Here is a 19,050-nt window from a genome sequence, read left to right on the forward strand (position 1 = left end):
TTATATTAATGTAAGAAGGGACGGATAAGATTTTATCCGTCCCTTTTGTTGTTATATTATTAGAATTGATATTCTAATTTAGCACCAATATTGGTTTGTTTCACTTTAGATTGTGAAACAGAATGGCGGTGATTCACTTGAAGACCAAGTCTAAATTGTGGGGTTAATTTGAAATCGGCATTCGCTTTCACGACCACAGCATTATCAAGGCTACCCGTATTGAAACGGTCGCCATTCACCACCACTTGTTTGTTGTTGTCGTTATGGTGTTCATACAATGCCCCAATGTTTAAATCAATGTGGTCATTTTCCCAACCGAAGTAAGAACCCACATGTTGACTAAATACTTTAAACGGTTCTGCGTTCACTTTGAGCTGTGCAGAAGATTTATCATTAATGCTCATATCAAAATGTTGATAGCTTAAGCCTGCCACCGGGGTGATAGAGAATTGACCTAATTTAAATTTATAGCCCAATTCTGCCCCAATTTGATATTGCTCGCCTTTAATGGTGGCAATATTACGTTCTGTGGCGGAAACTTTACCATCATGCCAGTGAATACCAAGGTGAGTGTTTAATAACACATTATTCCATTCATTGTGCATAGCGAGCATCAAAGAGGTTGTTTTATATTTGGTTGAACTGTAACCATCCACCGCTTTTGGTGTCACTTTTTGATTACTAAAGGCCACACCAGCATGCAATTCTGTGCTAGCCGATACTGGCATATAGCTACCAAACAAAGTGGTATTTTGAATGGACTCATAGTTATAACCATAATCCGCGAAACCTAAATCGGTTTTATAGTCTGAACGAGTATGACGTTGTTCAACATAAAACCCTTTTTTCTGTTTTGCCCAAAGATTATCGGTAAACATATCTCGTACGGTTGTACCTTGATACATGGCCGCAGAATTTGCCACTAAGTAAGATGGCACTTGAGAAACCACTTGATAACGAGTTTCAGCATCTTGAGCGGCAGCGGCAAGTACGCTAGCCGGTGCTTCAGGCAATGAAGTTTCATTACCACTCAATCCATCAGTCACGGTACCATCTGGTAATTCAAGCCCTTCAGCAAGCACTTTCCAAACGATTAATTCTGGTAATTCTTTATCCAAGTCTAAGGTTGGAGCAGTTTCAGGCACCGCTGTCAAGACCAATTCATCTTGTTCAAGTGTTGGTGCATTATCCGGCACTGCTGTTAACACTAACTCTTCTTGTTCAAGTGTTGGTGCATTATCCGGTACGGCTGTTAACACTAACTCTTCTTGTTCAAGTGTTGGCGCATTATCCGGCACTGCAGTCAACACTAACTCTTCTTGTTCAAGTGTTGGTGCATTATCCGGTACTGCTGTCAACACTAACTCTTCTTGTTCAAGTGTTGGTGCATTATCCGGCACTGCTGTTAACACTAACTCTTCTAGTTCAAGTGTTGGCGCATTATCCGGTACTGCTGTTAATACTAACTCCTCTTGTTCAAGTGTTGGTGCATCAGGCAATGGGGCATATACCACGTTATGAATCGCTTTGCCACTTTTTGTAATCAATTTACGATGTAATTGATAGTCATAGTAATTGCCAGCCCGACCTTTTTCGAAACTCACCAATTCAAATTGATAAGCAGATTTCAATTGATCGGTAACGGTACCTAAAGCAAAGGAATCAATGCGACTGACATCACCATAGACTTTAATTAAGGATAAGCCCTCATCAGCATCATATTGACCATTGCCATTTTTATCTGAAGCCACCTCGGTTGTAGCACCATCTGAGCCTAACATATACAAGTTCACCGTGGTTGGATCAGAGGTTGTGAAACGACCTAAAATATTCACGCTGTCATGTTTCCATTGGCTCATGTCCGTGCCTTTATTTTCCACCGCCAAACTCACGGTTGCACCTTGATTATCAACATTACCAAAGTTAAGAGTTTTACCCACAAATTCGCCATCATCAGCGGAACGATTAAACACTGTTACCGCAGCTGAATTGAAGTTTGGATAAATCACACTGTCTTCGACCCAATTACTATCAGAATTAATGCTACCCTGACCACCAAGGGTAGTGCCTTTCGCTAAGGTTAATGTGCTATTTAATTGTGCATTATCAATTAATTCAATGGCACCCTCTTGAAGATCGGTATTACCTGTATGCTGAATATTACCGCTCAATAACAAGGTGCCAGCCCCTTTCTTAATAAGGTTACCTGCACCACTCACTTCTTTAGTGAATAATTGGGTTTCACCGTCTTTCTTATTCACTTCGGCAATTAAATTAGCAGCATCCTCTAACACGACTGAACCAATATTCACATTGGCATCATCTTTCAATACTAAATTTGCATTAGAATGTACATTGGCTTTTTCTGCAACATGCGTGGTCTCTGCGGCATAAGTCACAGTGCCATTTTTCACATCAAGCAAATTCACGAAAGAGCTACCAGCTAAGGTTAATTGAGCATCGTTTTCTTCAGGTGAATAAACAAGATTTACTTTGCCATTTTCACCATCACCTACTAAACCACTAAACGTATGTTTGCCGTTGACGGCATACGTGAAAGTAGCTTCTTTATCTACATTTTTGTTAAGAATATTGCCGACAATATTGGCATCACGCAAGCCTGTCGCTGTGTCATCTGTACCATTATTAACTGTGATATCCGTGCCATTTAAATCAAGAATGGCATCTTTTTCTAACAATAGATGACTTAAATTTAATTGGTCAGAATCCGCCAAGCGAACAGTACCATTGGCTTTAACCGAGACTTGAGCATAGGCTTGTTTTGCCCCTGTATCATCCGCTTCTTGATTTAACGTGGCAATGCCCTCTCGCACTTCTAGGTTAGCAAGGTTTTTACCTTTGCCCATTTTAATCATTTCACCGTCGCCGATTTTGTAGAAGGTTTCTTCACGAGGACTGTTTAGGGTCACATCTTTATGTGTATCATCTCTGACATCACGATAGATAAAGTTGCCTTGCCAAAATAACTCTTCTAAATTAAACCGCACATATTGGATATCCCAACCTGATTTACTTTCATATAAGATACCCACTGAACCATCAGACAATTCGGTTAAGCTGTTATAAGCATACTGCCCGTTAGCATCATCCGCTGGCTCAAAACTGGTATTATATTTCCATTTAATTGAACCATTTTCTTGCACTTCACCCAACCATGCCATACCATTAGTACGAGTTGAAGCATGTGGATTGGCAAATACCACATATTCTTTACCGTCAATCAATTTGGAATATTTAATTACCGACATTTGAGAATATGGATCGAGCAATACATCATCTATTACAGCCGAATTCTCCCAAGTATAACCACCATCATGGCTAGTTGAAATTGTCACATACTTATTGTAACTACGAGAGAACATTTTGAGATCACCATTATTTAATTGGATAACCTGTGATTCTGTTAATTCTTGAGAACTATCGCTAATATGTTGAGATCCACCAGAAGAATAATAAATACTATCATTTGGCGATTCGCCCATTGTCCAAGTTTTACCACCATCTTTACTAATAATCAAAGCAGCGGATTGTTTGCCATTACCATTGGTATAATAAACTGGCATGACTAAACTGCCATCTTGTAATTGGATACCCGTTCCCGGGCCAGTACCCAGAAAACGCATCCAATCTTTTTTCACTTGATGAGTGACATCAGTCGGACTAGACCAAGTTTCCCCATCATTATCACTATAAGTCAACCATAGATGTGAATGGGTTTTGATACGTAAAGGGGAAGTATTTGTACTACTTGCGTCTAAATACACATTTCCTAAGCGTGTGTCCCCTTGATAAATATCCCCCAAATTTTTAAAAGAACTACTAGGGTCACCCTCTACCACAACTTTATAATCCGTCGGCTGATTATTGGCATTATAAACCACGCCACCTTCACGAATAGTATAGCGTTGACCGTCAGTATCAGTTAATTCTTGATAATACGCATCACCAATCTTAACATAGCCACTACCCTCTCCTGATTGTTTATTTACGGAATTATAACCGCCAGATTCAGGGAACATATCTACCAACATAAACACTCGCCCAGTGTTTTTATCTTGCACCAACAACGGGTCAATTAAGAAAGCCGATTGATAATCACCATAAGAAGATTGGCTCGCTAAATTAATGACAGTTTTGGTGTCTTCCCAAGTCGTACCGCCATCAAAGCTACGACGAATAACGGTATCGATATTACCCCAGTCACTCCAGTGTTTGTAACGTTTATCTGCTGCTGCAATGACTACGCCATTTTTTGTGGTTAATAAGGCTGGAATACGATAACCATAAGCATCATTTGAATCATCCTGTTGTACTGTTCTAGTACCTGCATAAATCGCATTTTTCTCGGTTTTATACGCCCCCAATCCCTCACGTTTCTGAGCTTGGTAGCCTCGTTCAATGGAAATTTGATCCGCAACAGAAAGTGAACTTTCATAGGCTTTTTTCACTTGCTCAGGTGTCAATACTTGTGAGGTTGCACCTGCATAATCCACACTTCCGACAAAACTATATTCATTACCAGTTGCTCGATCTGTTTTACCTACATAAGCCGTTGATAAGCTCGGAATGGAACTTAAAAATTTCACATCTCCACTATATACTTTCTTTTCTTCACCATTGACATAAATAGAAATCTTCTTATTTTCTGCATCAAAAACATAGGTAACAGTACTATAATCCGTTGATTTATCAAGTGGATCTGTACGTATTTGATCGTTCTTAATTAAAAAACCACCATTATTCTCATCCCTAATTTCAATACCATAAATATCCTTACCATTTTTACGAGAAAGATAAAAACTAATATAAGTATTGTCTTTAGTTGGGTCAGACAATCCCAATAAACTATAAACACCGTCCCCCCCTGTATTTGCTACACGGAAAGTCAAAGAACCACTATTCTTGCTAAAAGCATTGTTCCCATTCTCATCTTGTGCAGTGAATACATCTGTTACATTAATTGCAGAAGTATAAGGTGTGTAACCTGTATAAGTAAAAATAGAATCCACATCCGCTGCAACCACAGACGAACTAATCGCCGCTGAAATTAACAAAGATAGAGCTGTTTTTTTAAGTAACTTCTTCATAATTGTCCCCTTACAAGGTATAAATGAAATGATAAGATAGTGCGCGCTTTGAATTATTTCTTCAAAATGAATCATACAAAAAAAAAAACACTCCAGTAAAGTGGGAAATATCAGAATTGAGAGGATGATCACAAAATTTTTAGAAAAATATTGTTATTTGAGAAAATTAGGAAAGAAAAAGTTTTAAATACGCTTAAAACTTCCCCTTCATCACATAAAGTCATTGCGAAATCTCCCTTTTTTCCCTTAAGATAGACGCTGTTTTACCATGTATTTTTAGGATCTCATTATGTTTTTTCGTTGGTTACTGATTCTACGCAAACCAAGTAATCGTCTTTGGTTGGCACCTGCTTATTCCGCTATTTTTGCTATCTTATTCGCTTTTGCTGCCCATCTGGCGGATACCTTCTTGCCACCCCATATTTTGCCAGAAATTCATCTTGAAGTTGTCGAAAATCTATTAAATATCATCAGTACGTCTATGTTGGCGGTCAGTACATTTTCGCTGTCGATTATTGTTTCTGCGGTCGCCTCTGCCTCCAGTGGAGCAACACCCAGAGCAACGGATTTAGTGGTCAATGACGGAGCCAGTCGGCGTACCATTGCGAGTTTTATTTCTGCGTTAATTTATGCCATTATTGCCAAAACCGCCTTGGGGCTGGAACTCTACGCCTTAAACGGTCGCTTTATTATTTTTATTAGCACCATTGCCATATTACTTTACGTTATTATGCGGTTAATTGCGTGGGTCTATACTCTTTCTCAACTCGGTCGTATGGGCAATACCCTTGATAAAATCTACCAAAGTGCTGAACAAAGCCTGCTGAATTATCGCCAATCACCGCAACTGGGTGCTTCATGGCAAGGTAAGGTTGGTTTACAGGCGAGTCAATTACTTGCCAATGACACAGGTTATTTAATTCATATTGATATGAACAAATTGCAATCTTTAGCTGAAAAATCAAATACCTATTTACACATTAACGTACGGACGGGTGAATTGATTATGCCAAATACCGTATTGGCAGAAATCGATAATATCGCGGATAATGAAAATGACTTTCGCCAAGCCTTTGTGCTGGATAAACAACGAACTTTTCAACAGGATCCTCGTTGGGGACTGATTGTGTTTAGTGAAGTGGCACAGCGTGCCTTGTCGCCAGCCGTCAATGATCCGGGTACAGCGATTATTGTCATGACAAAAGTGATGAAATTACTCATTCAGTCGCCCGAAGAAAAGCCAGAACCCGAGTTTAATCGTTTATCTATCAATACGTTAAACTGTCAGGAATTCATTTCCGATTGTTTTGCACCGATTATCCGAGATGGAGGAGCAATACTGGAAGTCCATCTCAATATGCAAAAAGTCTTAGCTGGCATTTGGCAAAATGCCCCAGAGCCAGAACTGCGAGAATGTGCTCAAATCACGGCAAAAGACTATTTACAACGTGCCAAAACCACCTTGCCCTTTGAGCAAGATTTTCGCCAATTAAAACAAAAACATGACTCCCTATTCACACAATAAAATTTTATGAATATAGATTATTTTGATTTAACTATCCCCACTCAACCCCAAGATCACAAACTGCTCGGCAACGTCCTTGCAGGTGCAGACAGTTTTGCTTTAAGCCAAATTGCCCAGCAATATCAAGGGCTAACCGTTATCGTTACGCAAGACAGCAAAACTGCAGTGCGTTTGGAAAAACTTTTACGCCAAACTTTGCCAGCCGTGCAACTGTTTCCCGATTGGGAAACTTTGCCTTATGATGCCTTTTCTCCCCATCAAGACATTATTTCCGCACGGCTAAGTAGTCTGTTTTACTTGCAACAAGCCAAATCGGGCGTGTTGATTTTGCCAATTACTACCTTAATGCAACGCCTTTGTCCACCGTCATTTTTAAGCCAAAATGTGCTGTTGATTAAAAAAGGCGATCGACTGAATATCGAAAAAATGCGGTTGAACCTTGAAAATGCGGGCTATCGAGCGGTGGAGCAGGTATTGGAAGTGGGCGAATTTGCGGTACGGGGTTCGCTGTTGGATCTGTTTCCAATGGGGAGTAACGAGCCGTTTCGGTTGGATTTTTTTGATGATGAAATTGACAGTATTCGCACCTTTGATGTGGACAGCCAACGCACGCTGACTGAAATTGACAAAATTAATCTGTTGCCTGCTCACGAATTTCCTACCGATAGCCGTGGCATTGAATTTTTCCGCAGCCAATTTCGGGAAACCTTTGGCGAAATCCGCCGTGATCCCGAGCATATTTATCAGCAAGTGAGCAAAGGCACGCTGGTGTCGGGCATTGAATACTGGCAACCGCTGTTTTTTGAGCAAATGGCGACCTTGTTTGATTATTTGCCGCCAAACACCCTGTTTGTGGATCTTGACGGCTATCAAACCCAAGGCGAGCGGTTTTATCAAGATGCGGAAAGCCGTTTTGAAAGTCGCAAAGTGGATCCAATGCGACCGCTGTTACCTCCCGATCAACTTTGGCTCAAAATTGATGAAATTAACCGCCGTTTGAAGCAATATCCACGCATTTCGTTAAAAACCGAAACGCTGAAAAAATCCATTCGGCAAACCAATTTAACCGTAAGTCCGTTGCCTGAGTTGCAAATTCAAGCCCAACAAAAAGAGCCATTACAGGCATTACGCCAATTTATCGAACAATTTGACGGCAAAATTTTATTTTCGGTGGAAAGCGAAGGACGGAGAGAAACATTATTAGATGTATTAGCACCATTGAAAATTAAGCCGAAACAGATTAATGATTTTAACGATGTTTTAAGGCAACCATTTAGTTTACAAATCAGCCCATTAGATCAGGGATTTATCCTAGAAACATCAGAAAAAAGTGCGGTCAAAATTGCGATAATTTCTGAAAACGAATTATTAGGCTCTCGTGTCCAACAACGCCACCGTGACAAACGCAAAAGCGTCAATCCCGATACGCTCATTCGCAACTTGGCAGAACTCAAAATTGGGCAAGCCGTGGTGCATTTGGATCACGGAGTGGGGCGTTACGGCGGTTTAGTCACCCTTGAAAATGCTGGTGTGAAAGCGGAATATTTGCTGTTGACTTATGCCAACGATGCAAAATTGTATGTGCCTGTCGCCAGTCTGCATTTAATCAGCCGTTATGTGGGCGGTAGCGATGAAACCGCCCCCTTGCATAAACTCGGCAGTGATGCCTGGGGAAAAGCCCGTTCCAAAGCGGCAGAAAAAATCCGTGATGTGGCGGCGGAACTGTTAGATGTGTATGCGGAACGTGAAGTAAAAAAAGGCTTCGCGTTCCACTATGATCGGGAAGAATATCAAGCCTTTGCGGCAACATTTCCATTTGAAGAAACCATTGATCAAGAAATGGCAATTAACGCCGTGATTTCCGATATGTGTCAACCGAAAGCGATGGATCGGCTGGTGTGTGGCGATGTGGGTTTTGGCAAAACCGAAGTGGCAATGCGTGCCGCATTTTTAGCGGTGATGAATCATAAACAGGTCGCAGTGCTAGTGCCGACGACGCTTTTGGCTCAACAACATTTTGACAATTTCAAAGATCGCTTTGCCAATTTGCCTGTCAATGTGGAAATGGTGTCACGCTTTAAAACCGCCAAACAACAAAAGCAGATTTTGGACAATCTCGCCGATGGCAAGGTGGATATTCTGATCGGTACCCATAAACTGATTCAATCGGATGTGAAATTTAGCGATCTCGGTTTGCTGATTATTGATGAAGAACACCGTTTCGGCGTACGCCAAAAAGAGAAAATCAAACAGCTGCGTGCCAATATTGACATTCTGACCCTGACTGCGACACCGATTCCACGCACGCTCAATATGGCGATGAACGGCATTCGGGATCTGTCGATTATTTCTACGCCACCAGCCCGCCGTTTAACTATTAAAACCTTTGTGCGACAAGCGGATGATTTGATTATTCGGGAAGCCATTTTGCGTGAAATCCTGCGTGGCGGTCAGGTGTATTATTTGCATAATGATGTGGCAAGCATTGAAAAATGTGCAGAAAAAATCACCGCACTTGTCCCTGAAGCTAGGGTGACTATCGGTCACGGGCAAATGCGAGAACGGGATCTTGAACGAGTGATGTCGGATTTTTATCATCAACGCTTTAATGTGTTGGTCTGCTCCACCATTATTGAAACAGGCATTGACGTACCAACGGCGAATACCATTATTATTGAGCGAGCCGACAATTTCGGTTTGGCACAACTGCACCAACTGCGTGGACGGGTGGGGCGTTCTCATCATCAGGCCTACGCTTATTTGCTGACACCGCCACCAAAATTGATTAGCAAAGATGCAGTAAAACGCCTTGAAGCCCTTGAAAGTTTGGATAATCTCGGGGCTGGCTTTATTTTGGCGACCCACGATTTAGAAATTCGTGGGGCTGGCGAATTACTCGGGCAAGAACAAAGCGGACAAATTGAAAGCATTGGCTTTAGCCTGTATATGGAATTGCTGGAAAGTGCGGTGAAAGCGATGAAAGAAGGGCGTGAGCCAAGTTTGGACGAACTCACCCAACAGCAAGTGGAAATTGATTTGCGTGTACCTGCCCTGTTACCTGATGATTATTTGGGCGATGTGAATATGCGGTTGTCTTTCTATAAACGTATTGCAGGGTCAGAAAACAAAGCCGCCCTTGATGAATTGAAAGTGGAATTGATTGACCGTTTTGGTTTATTGCCCGAACCGACCCAAAACTTAATGCAAATCGCCGAACTACGCTTAATGGCGAAACCGCTGAAAGTCATCAAAATCGATGCCACATCGCACGGTGGCTTTGTAGAATTTAACCCAACGGCGGATATTGATCCGATGAAGTTTTTAGCCTTAATCAAACAGCAACCTGCGGTATTTAAATTTGACGGACCAACGAAATTTCGCTTTACTTGCAATTTAGAACAGGCAAAAGTGCGGTTGGAATTTATCAAGAATTTGTTGGGGAGTTTGTGGTAAAATCGAACTATGATAAATATCATCAAAGGAGAATAACATCATGAAAGGTCAATGTCTATGCAGTGCCATCACACTTACGGTTGCCGATAATCAAAACGCCAGTGTCTGCCATTGCGGTATGTGTCAACGCTGGAACAGCGGTCCATTATTTTCATTTCATAGTGAAAAAATAGAAACCACAGGAAGCGAACATATTGCTTGTTATCAATCTTCCCCATGGGCAGAACGTGCATTTTGCCGAAATTGTGGCTCACATCTTTATTATCACATGTTGGGTACGCAACATTATTATGTTTCCACTGGCTTATTTTACGGGCAAACCACGTTTACCTTGGCAGATGAAATTTTTATCGACAAAAAGCCGTCTTTTTATGAACTAAAAAATGATGTACCGAAATTGACCGAAGCGGAAGTGTTGGAAAAAATGGCATAGTCATTAGATGATAGGTGGGGTAAACCCACCATCACTTGGGTGTGAACATCATTACAAAAAAGACACATCAAAATTAAACGGTAATAAATCTTTGATCGAATACGTTTTAAAAATTTCACCAGAGATAGACGCAAAATAGATTTCAATATTTTGTGCTTGTTTGGTTTCGTATTCCAAAATACTTTGCCGACAAGCCCCACAAGGCGGAACAGGGCTATTTTTCATTTCATCTTCTGGTGCACCGACCACAAATATTTTTAAAATCTTTTGATCTGGATAATTCGCTGAAGCCCAATAAATAGCGGTTCTTTCTGCACATAATCCAGAGGGATACGCCGCATTTTCTTGATTGTTGCCTGAAATAATTTCGCCATTTTCCAACAACATGGCACAACCTACTAAAAAATGGGAATAAGGGGCGTAGGCTTTCTTTCTGGCAGCCTTTGCCGCATCAAACAGTTTTTTTTCAATGTCGTTTAATTCATTGTATGATTTGAAATTCTGGTAATTTATATTAAGTTGTTTTTGCATGTTTTTCCCCTAATCTATCAGAACGTTATTTTAAAGTTGTTAAGATTTATTATACACTCAAAGTAGTTAAGCATTCAAACCGAAACAAAATTGTTATTTTTTATTAATTTAATGGATTCTCACCGCACTTTTGCTATACAATTTTAACCGCTAAGTTATGTTTATGAAAAAGGAGAAAATATGTACTTAGATCAAATCAAAGCCGAATTAGTGGAAGCACAAGATGTATTAAATAAATTTATTGCTGATGAAAATAACATCAAACTCATTCAACAAGCTGCTCTTCTCATTTCGGATAGCTTCAAACAAGGCGGTAAAGTGTTGTCTTGTGGTAATGGCGGTTCGCACTGTGATGCAATGCACTTTGCGGAAGAATTAACAGGGCGTTATCGTGAAAATCGCCCAGGTTATCCTGCCATTGCGATTTCTGATGTCAGCCATTTGAGCTGTGTGAGTAATGACTTTGGCTATGAATATGTATTCTCTCGTTATGTGGAAGCTGTCGGGCAAAAAGGCGACGTGTTATTTGGGTTATCCACCTCTGGTAATTCTAAAAACATCTTAAATGCCATTGAAGCCGCGAAAGCCAAAGGTATGAAAGTGATTGCAATGACTGGCAAAGACGGGGGTAAAATGGCAGGTTTAGCCGATGTTGAAATCCGTGTCCCTCATTTCCGTTATGCAGATCGTATTCAAGAAATTCATATTAAAGTGATTCATATTTTAATGATGTTAATTGAATTTGAAATGGCAAAAAATTCGTAAATTTTTGACCGCAGTTTTCCATTAAATTTTAATCGCACTCATCGGGGCGGATCTATGTATCCGCCCCCGTCATTTTTCCCTGCCTAAAACAGGGTCCCCGTCTTTGCCTCCTGAAAATCCATAAATTTTTAGGAAAATGGCGTCTGTCTGAGCGAAGCGAGTTCAGCCATTTTCCGTTAAGAAAATTTATGGATTTTCAGGAAACAAGGCAAAATCGGGGTGTGTTTCTTTTGTTACTTTTCTTTGCACAAGCAAAGAAAAGTAAGGAACATGGCGAAACCCAACAAATAAATTTTTATTCAAATTTAACATTTCACATTGCATACTTATGCAAAAATAAGTAATATATTTTCAATTCACAAATAAAGAGAACATCCATCAATGACTATTAGTGTTCAAAATCTCAATTTCTTTTACGGATCAAGCCAAGCACTGTTTGACATTAGCCTAAGTGCAGAAGACGGCGATACCATCGTATTACTCGGTCCCAGTGGTGCAGGCAAAAGTACCTTGATTCGAACCTTGAATTTATTAGAAGTCCCGACTTCAGGGCAATTAAATATTGCTAACAATCAATTTGATTTATCCCAAAAAAGCGATCCAAAACAAATTTTACAATTACGCAAAAATGTCGGCATGGTATTTCAACAATATAATTTATGGCCACACTTTACGGTATTAGAAAATTTAATTGAAGCACCAATGAAAATTTTAGGCTTAACGCAAGCCGAAGCCAAACAACAAGCGATGGAATTACTTTCCCGTTTACGTTTGGAAGAACACGCCGATCGTTTTCCATTACAGCTTTCAGGCGGTCAGCAACAACGTGTGGCGATTGCTCGGGCGTTGATGATGAAACCGCAAGTGTTGTTATTTGACGAACCAACCGCTGCTTTAGATCCTGAAATCACTGCTCAAATTGTGTCGATTATTCAGGAATTACAACAAACTGGAATTACTCAAGTGATTGTCACTCACGAAGTCAATGTGGCTCGCAAAGTGGCAACCAAAGTGGTGTATATGGAACAAGGGCATATTGTGGAAGCAGGTGATGCCAGTTGTTTTGAAAATCCACAAACTGAACAGTTTAAACAATATCTCTCTCACTAACTCTTATATTAATAACAAGGACATAACATTATGAAAAAATTACTCTTAACTGCACTTTTAGTCGGTACTGCATTGGCTACTCAAGCGAAAGATATTAGCTTTGCCATGGAAGCAAGTTATCCACCATTCGAAATGACCAATGAGAAAGGCGAGATTATCGGTCTTGATGTGGATGTGGCAAATGCGATTTGTAAAGAAATTCAAGCCAACTGCTCTTTCCAAAGTCAAGCCTTTGATTCATTAATTCAAGGTTTAAAACAAAAACGTTTTGATGCGGCTATTTCGGCGATTGATATTACCGAAGCTCGTGCCAAACAAGTATTATTCAGTGATTCTTATTTTGCGAGTGCTGCAACCTTTATTGCCAAAAAAGGGGTTGATTTCAATTCAATTAAAACCGTTGGTGTACAAAATGGTACGACATTCCAAAGTTATATTGTGAAAGAAACTAAATATACACCAAAACCTTATGCGTCATTACAAGAAGCTGTGTTAGATATTAAAAATGGTCGTATTGATGCTATTTTTGGTGATATGCCAGTGTTATTGGATATGATTAATCATAATGATGATCTAGCATTATCTGGTGAAAAAGTTGAAAATCAAAGTTATTTCGGCAATGGTTTAGGCATTGCTGTTAACTTAAAAAATAAAGCATTAGTTGATCAATTAAACAAAGGACTAGCCGCGGTAAAAGCTAGTGGTGAATATCAAAAAATCTATGATAAATGGATGACAGCGAAATAATGTTTTTCGATTATCTCCCTTTAATGTATTCCGCTACCCTAATGACCTTAGGGTTAGCGGTTTGTTCGCTGATTGTGGGCTTATTTTTTTCGTTAATTTTCACCGCACTTGAGATGAATAAACTGGCTTGTGTGCGTACTCCAACCTCTATATTTGTCAGTTTATTGCGTGGTTTGCCCGAAATTATTGTCGTGTTGCTGATTTATTTCGGTTCAACCGAATTAGTGGAAAAAATTACTGGCGAATATGTGGAATTTAGTGCCTTTAGTTGCGGCGTATTAGCCCTTTCTCTTATTTTTGCAGCTTACGCTTCTCAATCCTTACGCGGGGCAATTCAAGCTATTCCAGTGGGGCAATGGGAAAGTGGTGCGGCACTTGGTTTAAGCCGTCCTTATACTTTTATTCGGCTTGTGTTACCCCAAGTATGGCGACACGCTTTACCGGGTTTAAGTAATCAATGGTTAGTGCTATTAAAAGATACAGCGTTAATTTCCTTAATCGGTGTGAACGATCTGATGCGACAAGCGGAATTAATCAATACTCGAACTCACCAACCTTTTACTTGGTATGCCTTGGCAGCCTTTATTTATCTTTGTATCACCTTGATTAGTCAGGTATTTATTCGCAAACTTGAAATTCGTTTCACTAAATTTGAACGTGGGGTGAGATAATGTGGCAAGATTATTTATCGGTTATTGCACAAGGCATTCCAACCAGTTTGATCTTAACCGCCGTATCTTTAACCATTGCATTTGTATTAGCGGTATTGCTCACCTTTTTGCTTTCGCTGGGAAATAAAATCGTTAAAAGTGCGGTGAATTTTTACTTAGTTTTATTCACGGGTACGCCATTATTGGTCCAATTCTTTCTGATTTATTCAGGTCCAGGGCAATTTCAATGGATTGTGAATAGTCCATGTTGGCTATTATTGTCAGATGCTTGGTTCTGTGCTATGTTAACCTTAGCTTTAAACAGTGCTGCCTACTCTACTCAACTGTTTCATGGGGCGGTGAAAGCGATTCCTAAAGGTCAATGGGAAAGTTGTGCGGCATTAGGTTTAAGCCGTTGGCAAACGCTAAAAATTTTAGTGCCTTATGGATTAAAACGTGCATTACCCTCTTATACCAATGAAATTATTTTAGTGTTTAAAGGCACTTCCCTTGCCTCCACGATTACCTTAATGGATATTATGGGTTATGCAAGACAGCTTTATGGTACGGAATACGATGCCATTACGATTTATGGTTTAGCTGGGGTAATTTACTTAGTGATTACTGGCATTGCGACCCTTTTATTACGTCGTTTAGAACGCCACGTTTTACGTTTTGAGCGATTGGAAGTGACGAAAGCCTAATTATTTTTTCTTGTTTTTGTCACGCTTTTTGTGTTTATTAAGATCGGATTTCGCCGATGGCGACTTACTTTTTCTTTGCTCGTGCAAAGCAAAAGTAAGCAAAAAGAAACACGCCCCGATTTTGCCTTGTTTCCTGAAAATCCATAAATTTTTTTAACGGAAAATGGCTGAACTCGCTACGCTCAAACAGATGCCATTTTCCTAAAAATTTATGGATTTTCAGGCGGCAAAGACGGGGACATATTGGATAAAAGGAAGAAAAAATGTTCCAAACAAATTGGCTTTGGTTCGCTATCGGTTCTGCTTTTTTCGCAGGATTAACAGCTATTTTTGGTAAACTTGGGGTAGAAGGCATGAATAGCAATCTTGCGACATTCATCCGCACTATCGTAATTTTCTTTGTTGTAGCTGGCATTATTACTATGCGTAACGAATGGCAACTGCCACAACATATCGCTGCTCGTCCTTTCACATTCTTAGTGCTTTCGGGGGTTGCTACGGGTTTGTCGTGGCTCTGTTATTACCGAGCTTTACAACTCGCCCCCGCCTCTTGGGTTGCTCCGATTGATAAATTAAGCGTGGTGATTGCGATTATTTTAGGGATTGTGGTGCTTGGCGAACCTTTTAGCTTAAAACTATTAATAGGATCAATTTTGATTTTATCTGGTGTATTAGTCTTAGCCTTGTAGTAAAAGTAGCTCAGTTAAGTCAGCCATTTCCACACTAGGCAATAATCTTGCTTCACTAAATTGACTTATGCCTTTGCCTGATAGATTTAACCAGACCGCTTGGCAACTCGCTTGAATTGCACCTTGTACATCGGTAATCAAATTATCGCCAACATGTAAAATTTCACTTGTTTTGATACCAAAATGCTGGGCAGTTTGTTGAAATAAATCAGCTTCAGGTTTGGCTCGACCTTGTACGCCACCACACAAAATTAAATCAAATTGGGTTAAATCAATACGTAATGGATCAACATTGCCATTGGTGATAGCCGCTAAAGGATAACGTTTTTTCAGTTGGTTGAGTAGGTTAATACTGGTTTGTGGTACGGTAATTTTATGTCGCCAATGTAGAAAATGTTCAATGCACGCTTTACAAAGTTGCTCAATTTCCACCGCACTTTTACCGTGTTTTTGTAACACCGTATGAATAGTTTTAATTCTCCATTCGGTCACATTTTCACAGAAAATCGGATCTTGTTGGAAAATCTGTTGTTTACATGAAAACCACATTTCATTGCCTAATTCTGCAATTTGGCTTGCATTTCGCAGAAATTCGATACATTGCTGTTCTGCCTGATAAATCACAGGGACATTATCATAAAGCGTATCATCAAGATCAAAGCTGATAACCTTGAAAGGGGTAAAAGTGCGGTAGAATTTCATTATGTTTTTCCTATTTTCTTTTCGCACGGGGATGTGCCTGATCATAAACATCAGTCAAATGTTTAAAATCTAAATGAGTATAAATTTGTGTTGTTGCCAGATTACTATGCCCTAATAACTCTTGCACAGCTCGCAAATCAGAACTGGCTTCAAGCATGTGAGTAGCAAAGGAATGGCGGAGTTTGTGCGGATTGAGGTGAGCATTTAAACCCTGACGAATACCCCAAATTTCCATCCTCTTTTGAATGGAACGGTGCGACATTCGATTGCCAAGGGAACTCACAAATAAGGCATCATCTTTCGGGTTAAATAATAACCGCACTTTGAGCCAATCTTGAATCGCCGTTGAAGCGTGGCGACCAAAAGGCAAAATCCGCTCTTTATTACCTTTCCCCAACACTCGCACTTCTCGAGTACGTATATTTAGGCTGGTTAAATTCAATCCTTGCAATTCTGATAAACGTAAACCTGAACTGTACATTAATTCCAACATAGCTCGATCTCGCACATCAATCGGCTCTTTACTGTTATTATTCAACAGTTTAGCCACTTGTTCATTGTCAATATTTTTCGGCAAATGCTTGCCTTGTTTCGGGGCGGAAATGCCTATCGCTGGATTAGCCTTTAATTCCCCTTGCACCACTAAATAACTTAAAAATTGCCGCAACGCCGACAAACGTAGAGCAAGGCTTTTTTCGTGTAAGCCAGATTTTTTACTACTGGCTAATATAAATCGCACCACACTTGGCGTAACCTGCTGCCAATGTTGAATCCCTTGTTCATTCAGCAAGATTAGCACCACGGCTAATTGACGTTGATAATTCGTCAAAGTATGGTGGCTCAGTTGACGTTCAATACGTAAGAAATCGTAGTATTTTTGTAGCCATTGTTCCATTATGCTTTCTCGCTATTGTTTTTCGCAGGGCAATAGCCAACGGTGTAAATGCAATTCCACAATATCCACTAAATGAGAAAGAAAAGCGGTGTCTTGTCCGTTGTAAAAATGTTGTGTATCACGAGCAGAAAACAGCAAAATACCATTAGCTTGATGCTGATTAGGTTTAATCCCAAGCAAACAGCAAGCCACTGATCCTACTGGCAATTCATCTAACAAAAACAGTAAGGATTTTTCTCGATTACTCAATTCGCCCAAATAAAAACGGCGTAAGCCAAAACGTTCAAGGCGAATCAATTCAAAGCCTTTGCGATCTAACCAGTTCTTATCGCTAATTTGTTCCCCTTGCCATTTATCCCGAAATAACAACAGTTTAACCTGTTGTAAATCAAATTTTCTCGCCCACTGATTTAGTATTTCAATACCTTGCTCAAGATTTTCCGCACTGGCTAATTTTTTCTGTAACGGCATTAAAGCGAAGAAAATATCCTGTTCTTGATGAGCTAATTGTTGAAAAATGGCGAGTTCGCTTTGTAAGATTTTAATCTGCTCTCGTTGGCGTTCTAATTGCATTTCCACTAATGAAAGTGAGCCTTTTTGAGCGTGAGGAATGACCAATGTGTCTAATAAATCTAAATGTTGAGCAAAAAAGTGCGGTGTGTTTTGCAGAAATTTTACGACTTGTTGTTCTAAAATATTTTCGCTCATTTCTTTCCCCCCATTTTCCTAAAAAAGTGCCTTACAGTTTAATCACACCATCATAAATATGAGTTGCTGAACCTGTCATATAAAGAGGATAACCTTCACCTTGCCATTCAATCATCAGACTACCGCCTGATAAATCTACCTGTACTTGGCTATCTAACAATCCTTGCATTATCCCCACTGCTGCCGCTGCACAAGCCCCACTGCCACAAGCCTGTGTTTCACCAGCACCACGTTCATACACCCGCAATTTAATATGATTGCGATTGATCACTTGCATAAAACCCGCATTAACACGTTCAGGAAAGCGTTCATGATTCTCTAACAATGGACCGAGTTGCTCCACATTGGCAGTGACAATATCATCTACTTGTACGACACAATGGGGATTCCCCATCGATACAGCTCCAGCAAACACAGTTTGAATTTCAGTGCGTAAAATATAATTTTTCTCAAATTTATTGGCAATAAACGGAATTTTATTGGGTTGCCAAACAGGTTCCCCCATATTAACTCGCACATTATCATCATCTAACACGGATAACATCATATTGCCTTTTGCAGTGCTGACGGCAATATCTTTTTTATTAGTTAAGCCTTTAAGTAGCACAAAACGAGCAAAACATCTCGCTCCATTGCCACATTGGGCAACTTCGCTCCCATCTGCATTAAAAATGCGATAATGAAAATCTAATTCAGGATCGTAAGGCGGTTCAACGATTAACAACTGATCAAAACCAATACCACGATGGCGGTCAGCCAGTTTTTTGATCAATTCTTCAGGAAAATAGACATTCTGTGTCACTGCATCCACCACCACGAAATCATTGCCTAAGCCGTGCATTTTAGAAAACTGCATTGTTTTCATCCTTAAAATTCGTTTATGTTATTTGGCATTATAATCGGCAAAGGGCGTTGAGTAAATCTATCTAATACAGTTATTCGGAAATTCCGATTAATTGAAATTATTGACGTTATGCTTACATTCGGAGTACACTTTTGAGCTTGGAATAGTTAGTTGAATTTCATAGCT

General features: G+C 40.0%; 15 protein-coding genes. 9 read left to right on the forward strand and 6 right to left on the reverse strand.

The genetic code is table 11. The features are described from left to right. Positions 1–59: 59 nt before the first annotated feature. Entirely contained in the window at positions 60–5,108 is a 5,049-nt protein-coding gene (locus O1Q79_RS05155) for an exo-alpha-sialidase (RefSeq protein WP_386693308.1), read from the reverse strand. A gap of 289 nt (positions 5,109–5,397) precedes the next feature. Between O1Q79_RS05155 and O1Q79_RS05160 the strand changes: the two genes are divergently transcribed. Genes O1Q79_RS05160 through O1Q79_RS05170 form a run of 3 tightly spaced genes read left to right on the forward strand, consistent with a single transcriptional unit; the run spans position 5,398 to position 10,519 of the window. After that, positions 5,398–6,633 (forward strand): DUF2254 domain-containing protein, encoded by a 1,236-nt coding sequence (locus O1Q79_RS05160; RefSeq protein ID WP_386693309.1) that lies wholly within the window; start codon positions 5,398–5,400, stop codon positions 6,631–6,633. Between the two features lie 6 nt (positions 6,634–6,639). After that, positions 6,640–10,086, forward strand: a complete 3,447-nt coding sequence (gene mfd, locus O1Q79_RS05165; RefSeq protein WP_386693310.1) for a transcription-repair coupling factor — start codon at positions 6,640–6,642, stop codon at positions 10,084–10,086. 40 nt (positions 10,087–10,126) lie between these two features. Beyond that, complete coding sequence (locus O1Q79_RS05170; protein ID WP_386690563.1) at positions 10,127–10,519, forward strand: GFA family protein; 393 nt, start codon at positions 10,127–10,129, stop codon at positions 10,517–10,519. Between the two features lie 51 nt (positions 10,520–10,570). Here the strand turns inward: O1Q79_RS05170 and cdd are convergent, their stop codons facing one another. Further along, positions 10,571–11,050: a cytidine deaminase gene (cdd, locus tag O1Q79_RS05175; protein ID WP_386690565.1), complete on the reverse strand. Its 480-nt coding sequence runs from the start codon at positions 11,048–11,050 to the stop codon at positions 10,571–10,573. Positions 11,051–11,230: 180 nt separating this feature from the next. Here cdd and lpcA point away from each other — a divergent pair, with 180 nt between their 5' ends. From lpcA to O1Q79_RS05205, 6 genes are all read left to right on the forward strand, one after another. Further along, positions 11,231–11,815 carry a D-sedoheptulose 7-phosphate isomerase gene (gene lpcA / locus O1Q79_RS05180; RefSeq protein WP_386689997.1) on the forward strand — a complete coding sequence of 195 codons (585 nt, stop codon included), beginning with the start codon at positions 11,231–11,233 and terminating at the stop codon, positions 11,813–11,815. Positions 11,816–12,196: 381 nt separating this feature from the next. Then, the gene (gene artP / locus O1Q79_RS05185) at positions 12,197–12,925 is read left to right on the forward strand and encodes an arginine ABC transporter ATP-binding protein ArtP (RefSeq protein ID WP_386690568.1); all 729 of its coding nucleotides are present in this window, start codon (positions 12,197–12,199) and stop codon (positions 12,923–12,925) included. Between the two features lie 30 nt (positions 12,926–12,955). Continuing rightward, entirely contained in the window at positions 12,956–13,672 is a 717-nt protein-coding gene (locus O1Q79_RS05190) for a transporter substrate-binding domain-containing protein (protein ID WP_386690570.1), read from the forward strand. After that, complete coding sequence (gene artQ, locus O1Q79_RS05195) at positions 13,672–14,343, forward strand: arginine ABC transporter permease ArtQ (RefSeq protein ID WP_386690572.1); 672 nt, start codon at positions 13,672–13,674, stop codon at positions 14,341–14,343. The genes O1Q79_RS05190 and artQ overlap by 1 nt, the downstream gene beginning before the upstream one ends. After that, positions 14,343–15,026 carry an arginine ABC transporter permease ArtM gene (gene artM / locus O1Q79_RS05200; protein ID WP_386690575.1) on the forward strand — a complete coding sequence of 228 codons (684 nt, stop codon included), beginning with the start codon at positions 14,343–14,345 and terminating at the stop codon, positions 15,024–15,026. The genes artQ and artM overlap by 1 nt, the downstream gene beginning before the upstream one ends. Before the next feature lie 263 nt (positions 15,027–15,289). Next, a complete protein-coding gene (locus tag O1Q79_RS05205; RefSeq protein ID WP_132302279.1) occupies positions 15,290–15,715 on the forward strand; it encodes an EamA family transporter in 426 nt (141 codons plus the stop codon). Here O1Q79_RS05205 and O1Q79_RS05210 read toward each other — a convergent pair. The 4 genes from O1Q79_RS05210 to dapF are packed head-to-tail and all read right to left on the reverse strand — an operon-like array spanning position 15,704 to position 18,876. Next, positions 15,704–16,417 (reverse strand): HAD-IA family hydrolase, encoded by a 714-nt coding sequence (locus tag O1Q79_RS05210; RefSeq protein WP_386690578.1) that lies wholly within the window; start codon positions 16,415–16,417, stop codon positions 15,704–15,706. The genes O1Q79_RS05205 and O1Q79_RS05210 overlap by 12 nt on opposite strands. Positions 16,418–16,427: 10 nt before the next feature. Then, positions 16,428–17,312, reverse strand: a complete 885-nt coding sequence (gene xerC, locus O1Q79_RS05215) for a tyrosine recombinase XerC (protein ID WP_386690580.1) — start codon at positions 17,310–17,312, stop codon at positions 16,428–16,430. A gap of 12 nt (positions 17,313–17,324) precedes the next feature. Then, the gene (locus O1Q79_RS05220; protein WP_386690583.1) at positions 17,325–18,020 is read right to left on the reverse strand and encodes a DUF484 family protein; all 696 of its coding nucleotides are present in this window, start codon (positions 18,018–18,020) and stop codon (positions 17,325–17,327) included. Between the two features lie 31 nt (positions 18,021–18,051). Further along, positions 18,052–18,876 carry a diaminopimelate epimerase gene (gene dapF / locus O1Q79_RS05225; RefSeq protein WP_386690585.1) on the reverse strand — a complete coding sequence of 275 codons (825 nt, stop codon included), beginning with the start codon at positions 18,874–18,876 and terminating at the stop codon, positions 18,052–18,054. Positions 18,877–19,050: the final 174 nt, after the last annotated feature.

This window comes from Lonepinella sp. MS14434, assembly GCF_042468235.1.
In the GTDB taxonomy this organism is placed as follows: Bacteria; Pseudomonadota; Gammaproteobacteria; order Enterobacterales; family Pasteurellaceae; genus Lonepinella.

Excerpts from the sequence above, each read along its gene's own strand:
- artQ (WP_386690572.1), top strand. The coding sequence starts at position 13,672 with ATGTTTTTCGATTATCTCCCTTTAATGTATTCCGCTACCCTAATGACC.
- xerC (WP_386690580.1), bottom strand. The coding sequence starts at position 17,312 with ATGGAACAATGGCTACAAAAATACTACGATTTCTTACGTATTGAACGT.
- O1Q79_RS05205 (WP_132302279.1), top strand. The coding sequence starts at position 15,290 with ATGTTCCAAACAAATTGGCTTTGGTTCGCTATCGGTTCTGCTTTTTTC.
- cdd (WP_386690565.1), bottom strand. The coding sequence starts at position 11,050 with ATGCAAAAACAACTTAATATAAATTACCAGAATTTCAAATCATACAAT.
- lpcA (WP_386689997.1), top strand. The coding sequence starts at position 11,231 with ATGTACTTAGATCAAATCAAAGCCGAATTAGTGGAAGCACAAGATGTA.
- artM (WP_386690575.1), top strand. The coding sequence starts at position 14,343 with ATGTGGCAAGATTATTTATCGGTTATTGCACAAGGCATTCCAACCAGT.
- O1Q79_RS05170 (WP_386690563.1), top strand. The coding sequence starts at position 10,127 with ATGAAAGGTCAATGTCTATGCAGTGCCATCACACTTACGGTTGCCGAT.
- O1Q79_RS05190 (WP_386690570.1), top strand. The coding sequence starts at position 12,956 with ATGAAAAAATTACTCTTAACTGCACTTTTAGTCGGTACTGCATTGGCT.
- dapF (WP_386690585.1), bottom strand. The coding sequence starts at position 18,876 with ATGCAGTTTTCTAAAATGCACGGCTTAGGCAATGATTTCGTGGTGGTG.
- O1Q79_RS05210 (WP_386690578.1), bottom strand. The coding sequence starts at position 16,417 with ATGAAATTCTACCGCACTTTTACCCCTTTCAAGGTTATCAGCTTTGAT.
- mfd (WP_386693310.1), top strand. The coding sequence starts at position 6,640 with ATGAATATAGATTATTTTGATTTAACTATCCCCACTCAACCCCAAGAT.
- artP (WP_386690568.1), top strand. The coding sequence starts at position 12,197 with ATGACTATTAGTGTTCAAAATCTCAATTTCTTTTACGGATCAAGCCAA.
- O1Q79_RS05220 (WP_386690583.1), bottom strand. The coding sequence starts at position 18,020 with ATGAGCGAAAATATTTTAGAACAACAAGTCGTAAAATTTCTGCAAAAC.
- O1Q79_RS05160 (WP_386693309.1), top strand. The coding sequence starts at position 5,398 with ATGTTTTTTCGTTGGTTACTGATTCTACGCAAACCAAGTAATCGTCTT.
- O1Q79_RS05155 (WP_386693308.1), bottom strand. The coding sequence starts at position 5,108 with ATGAAGAAGTTACTTAAAAAAACAGCTCTATCTTTGTTAATTTCAGCG.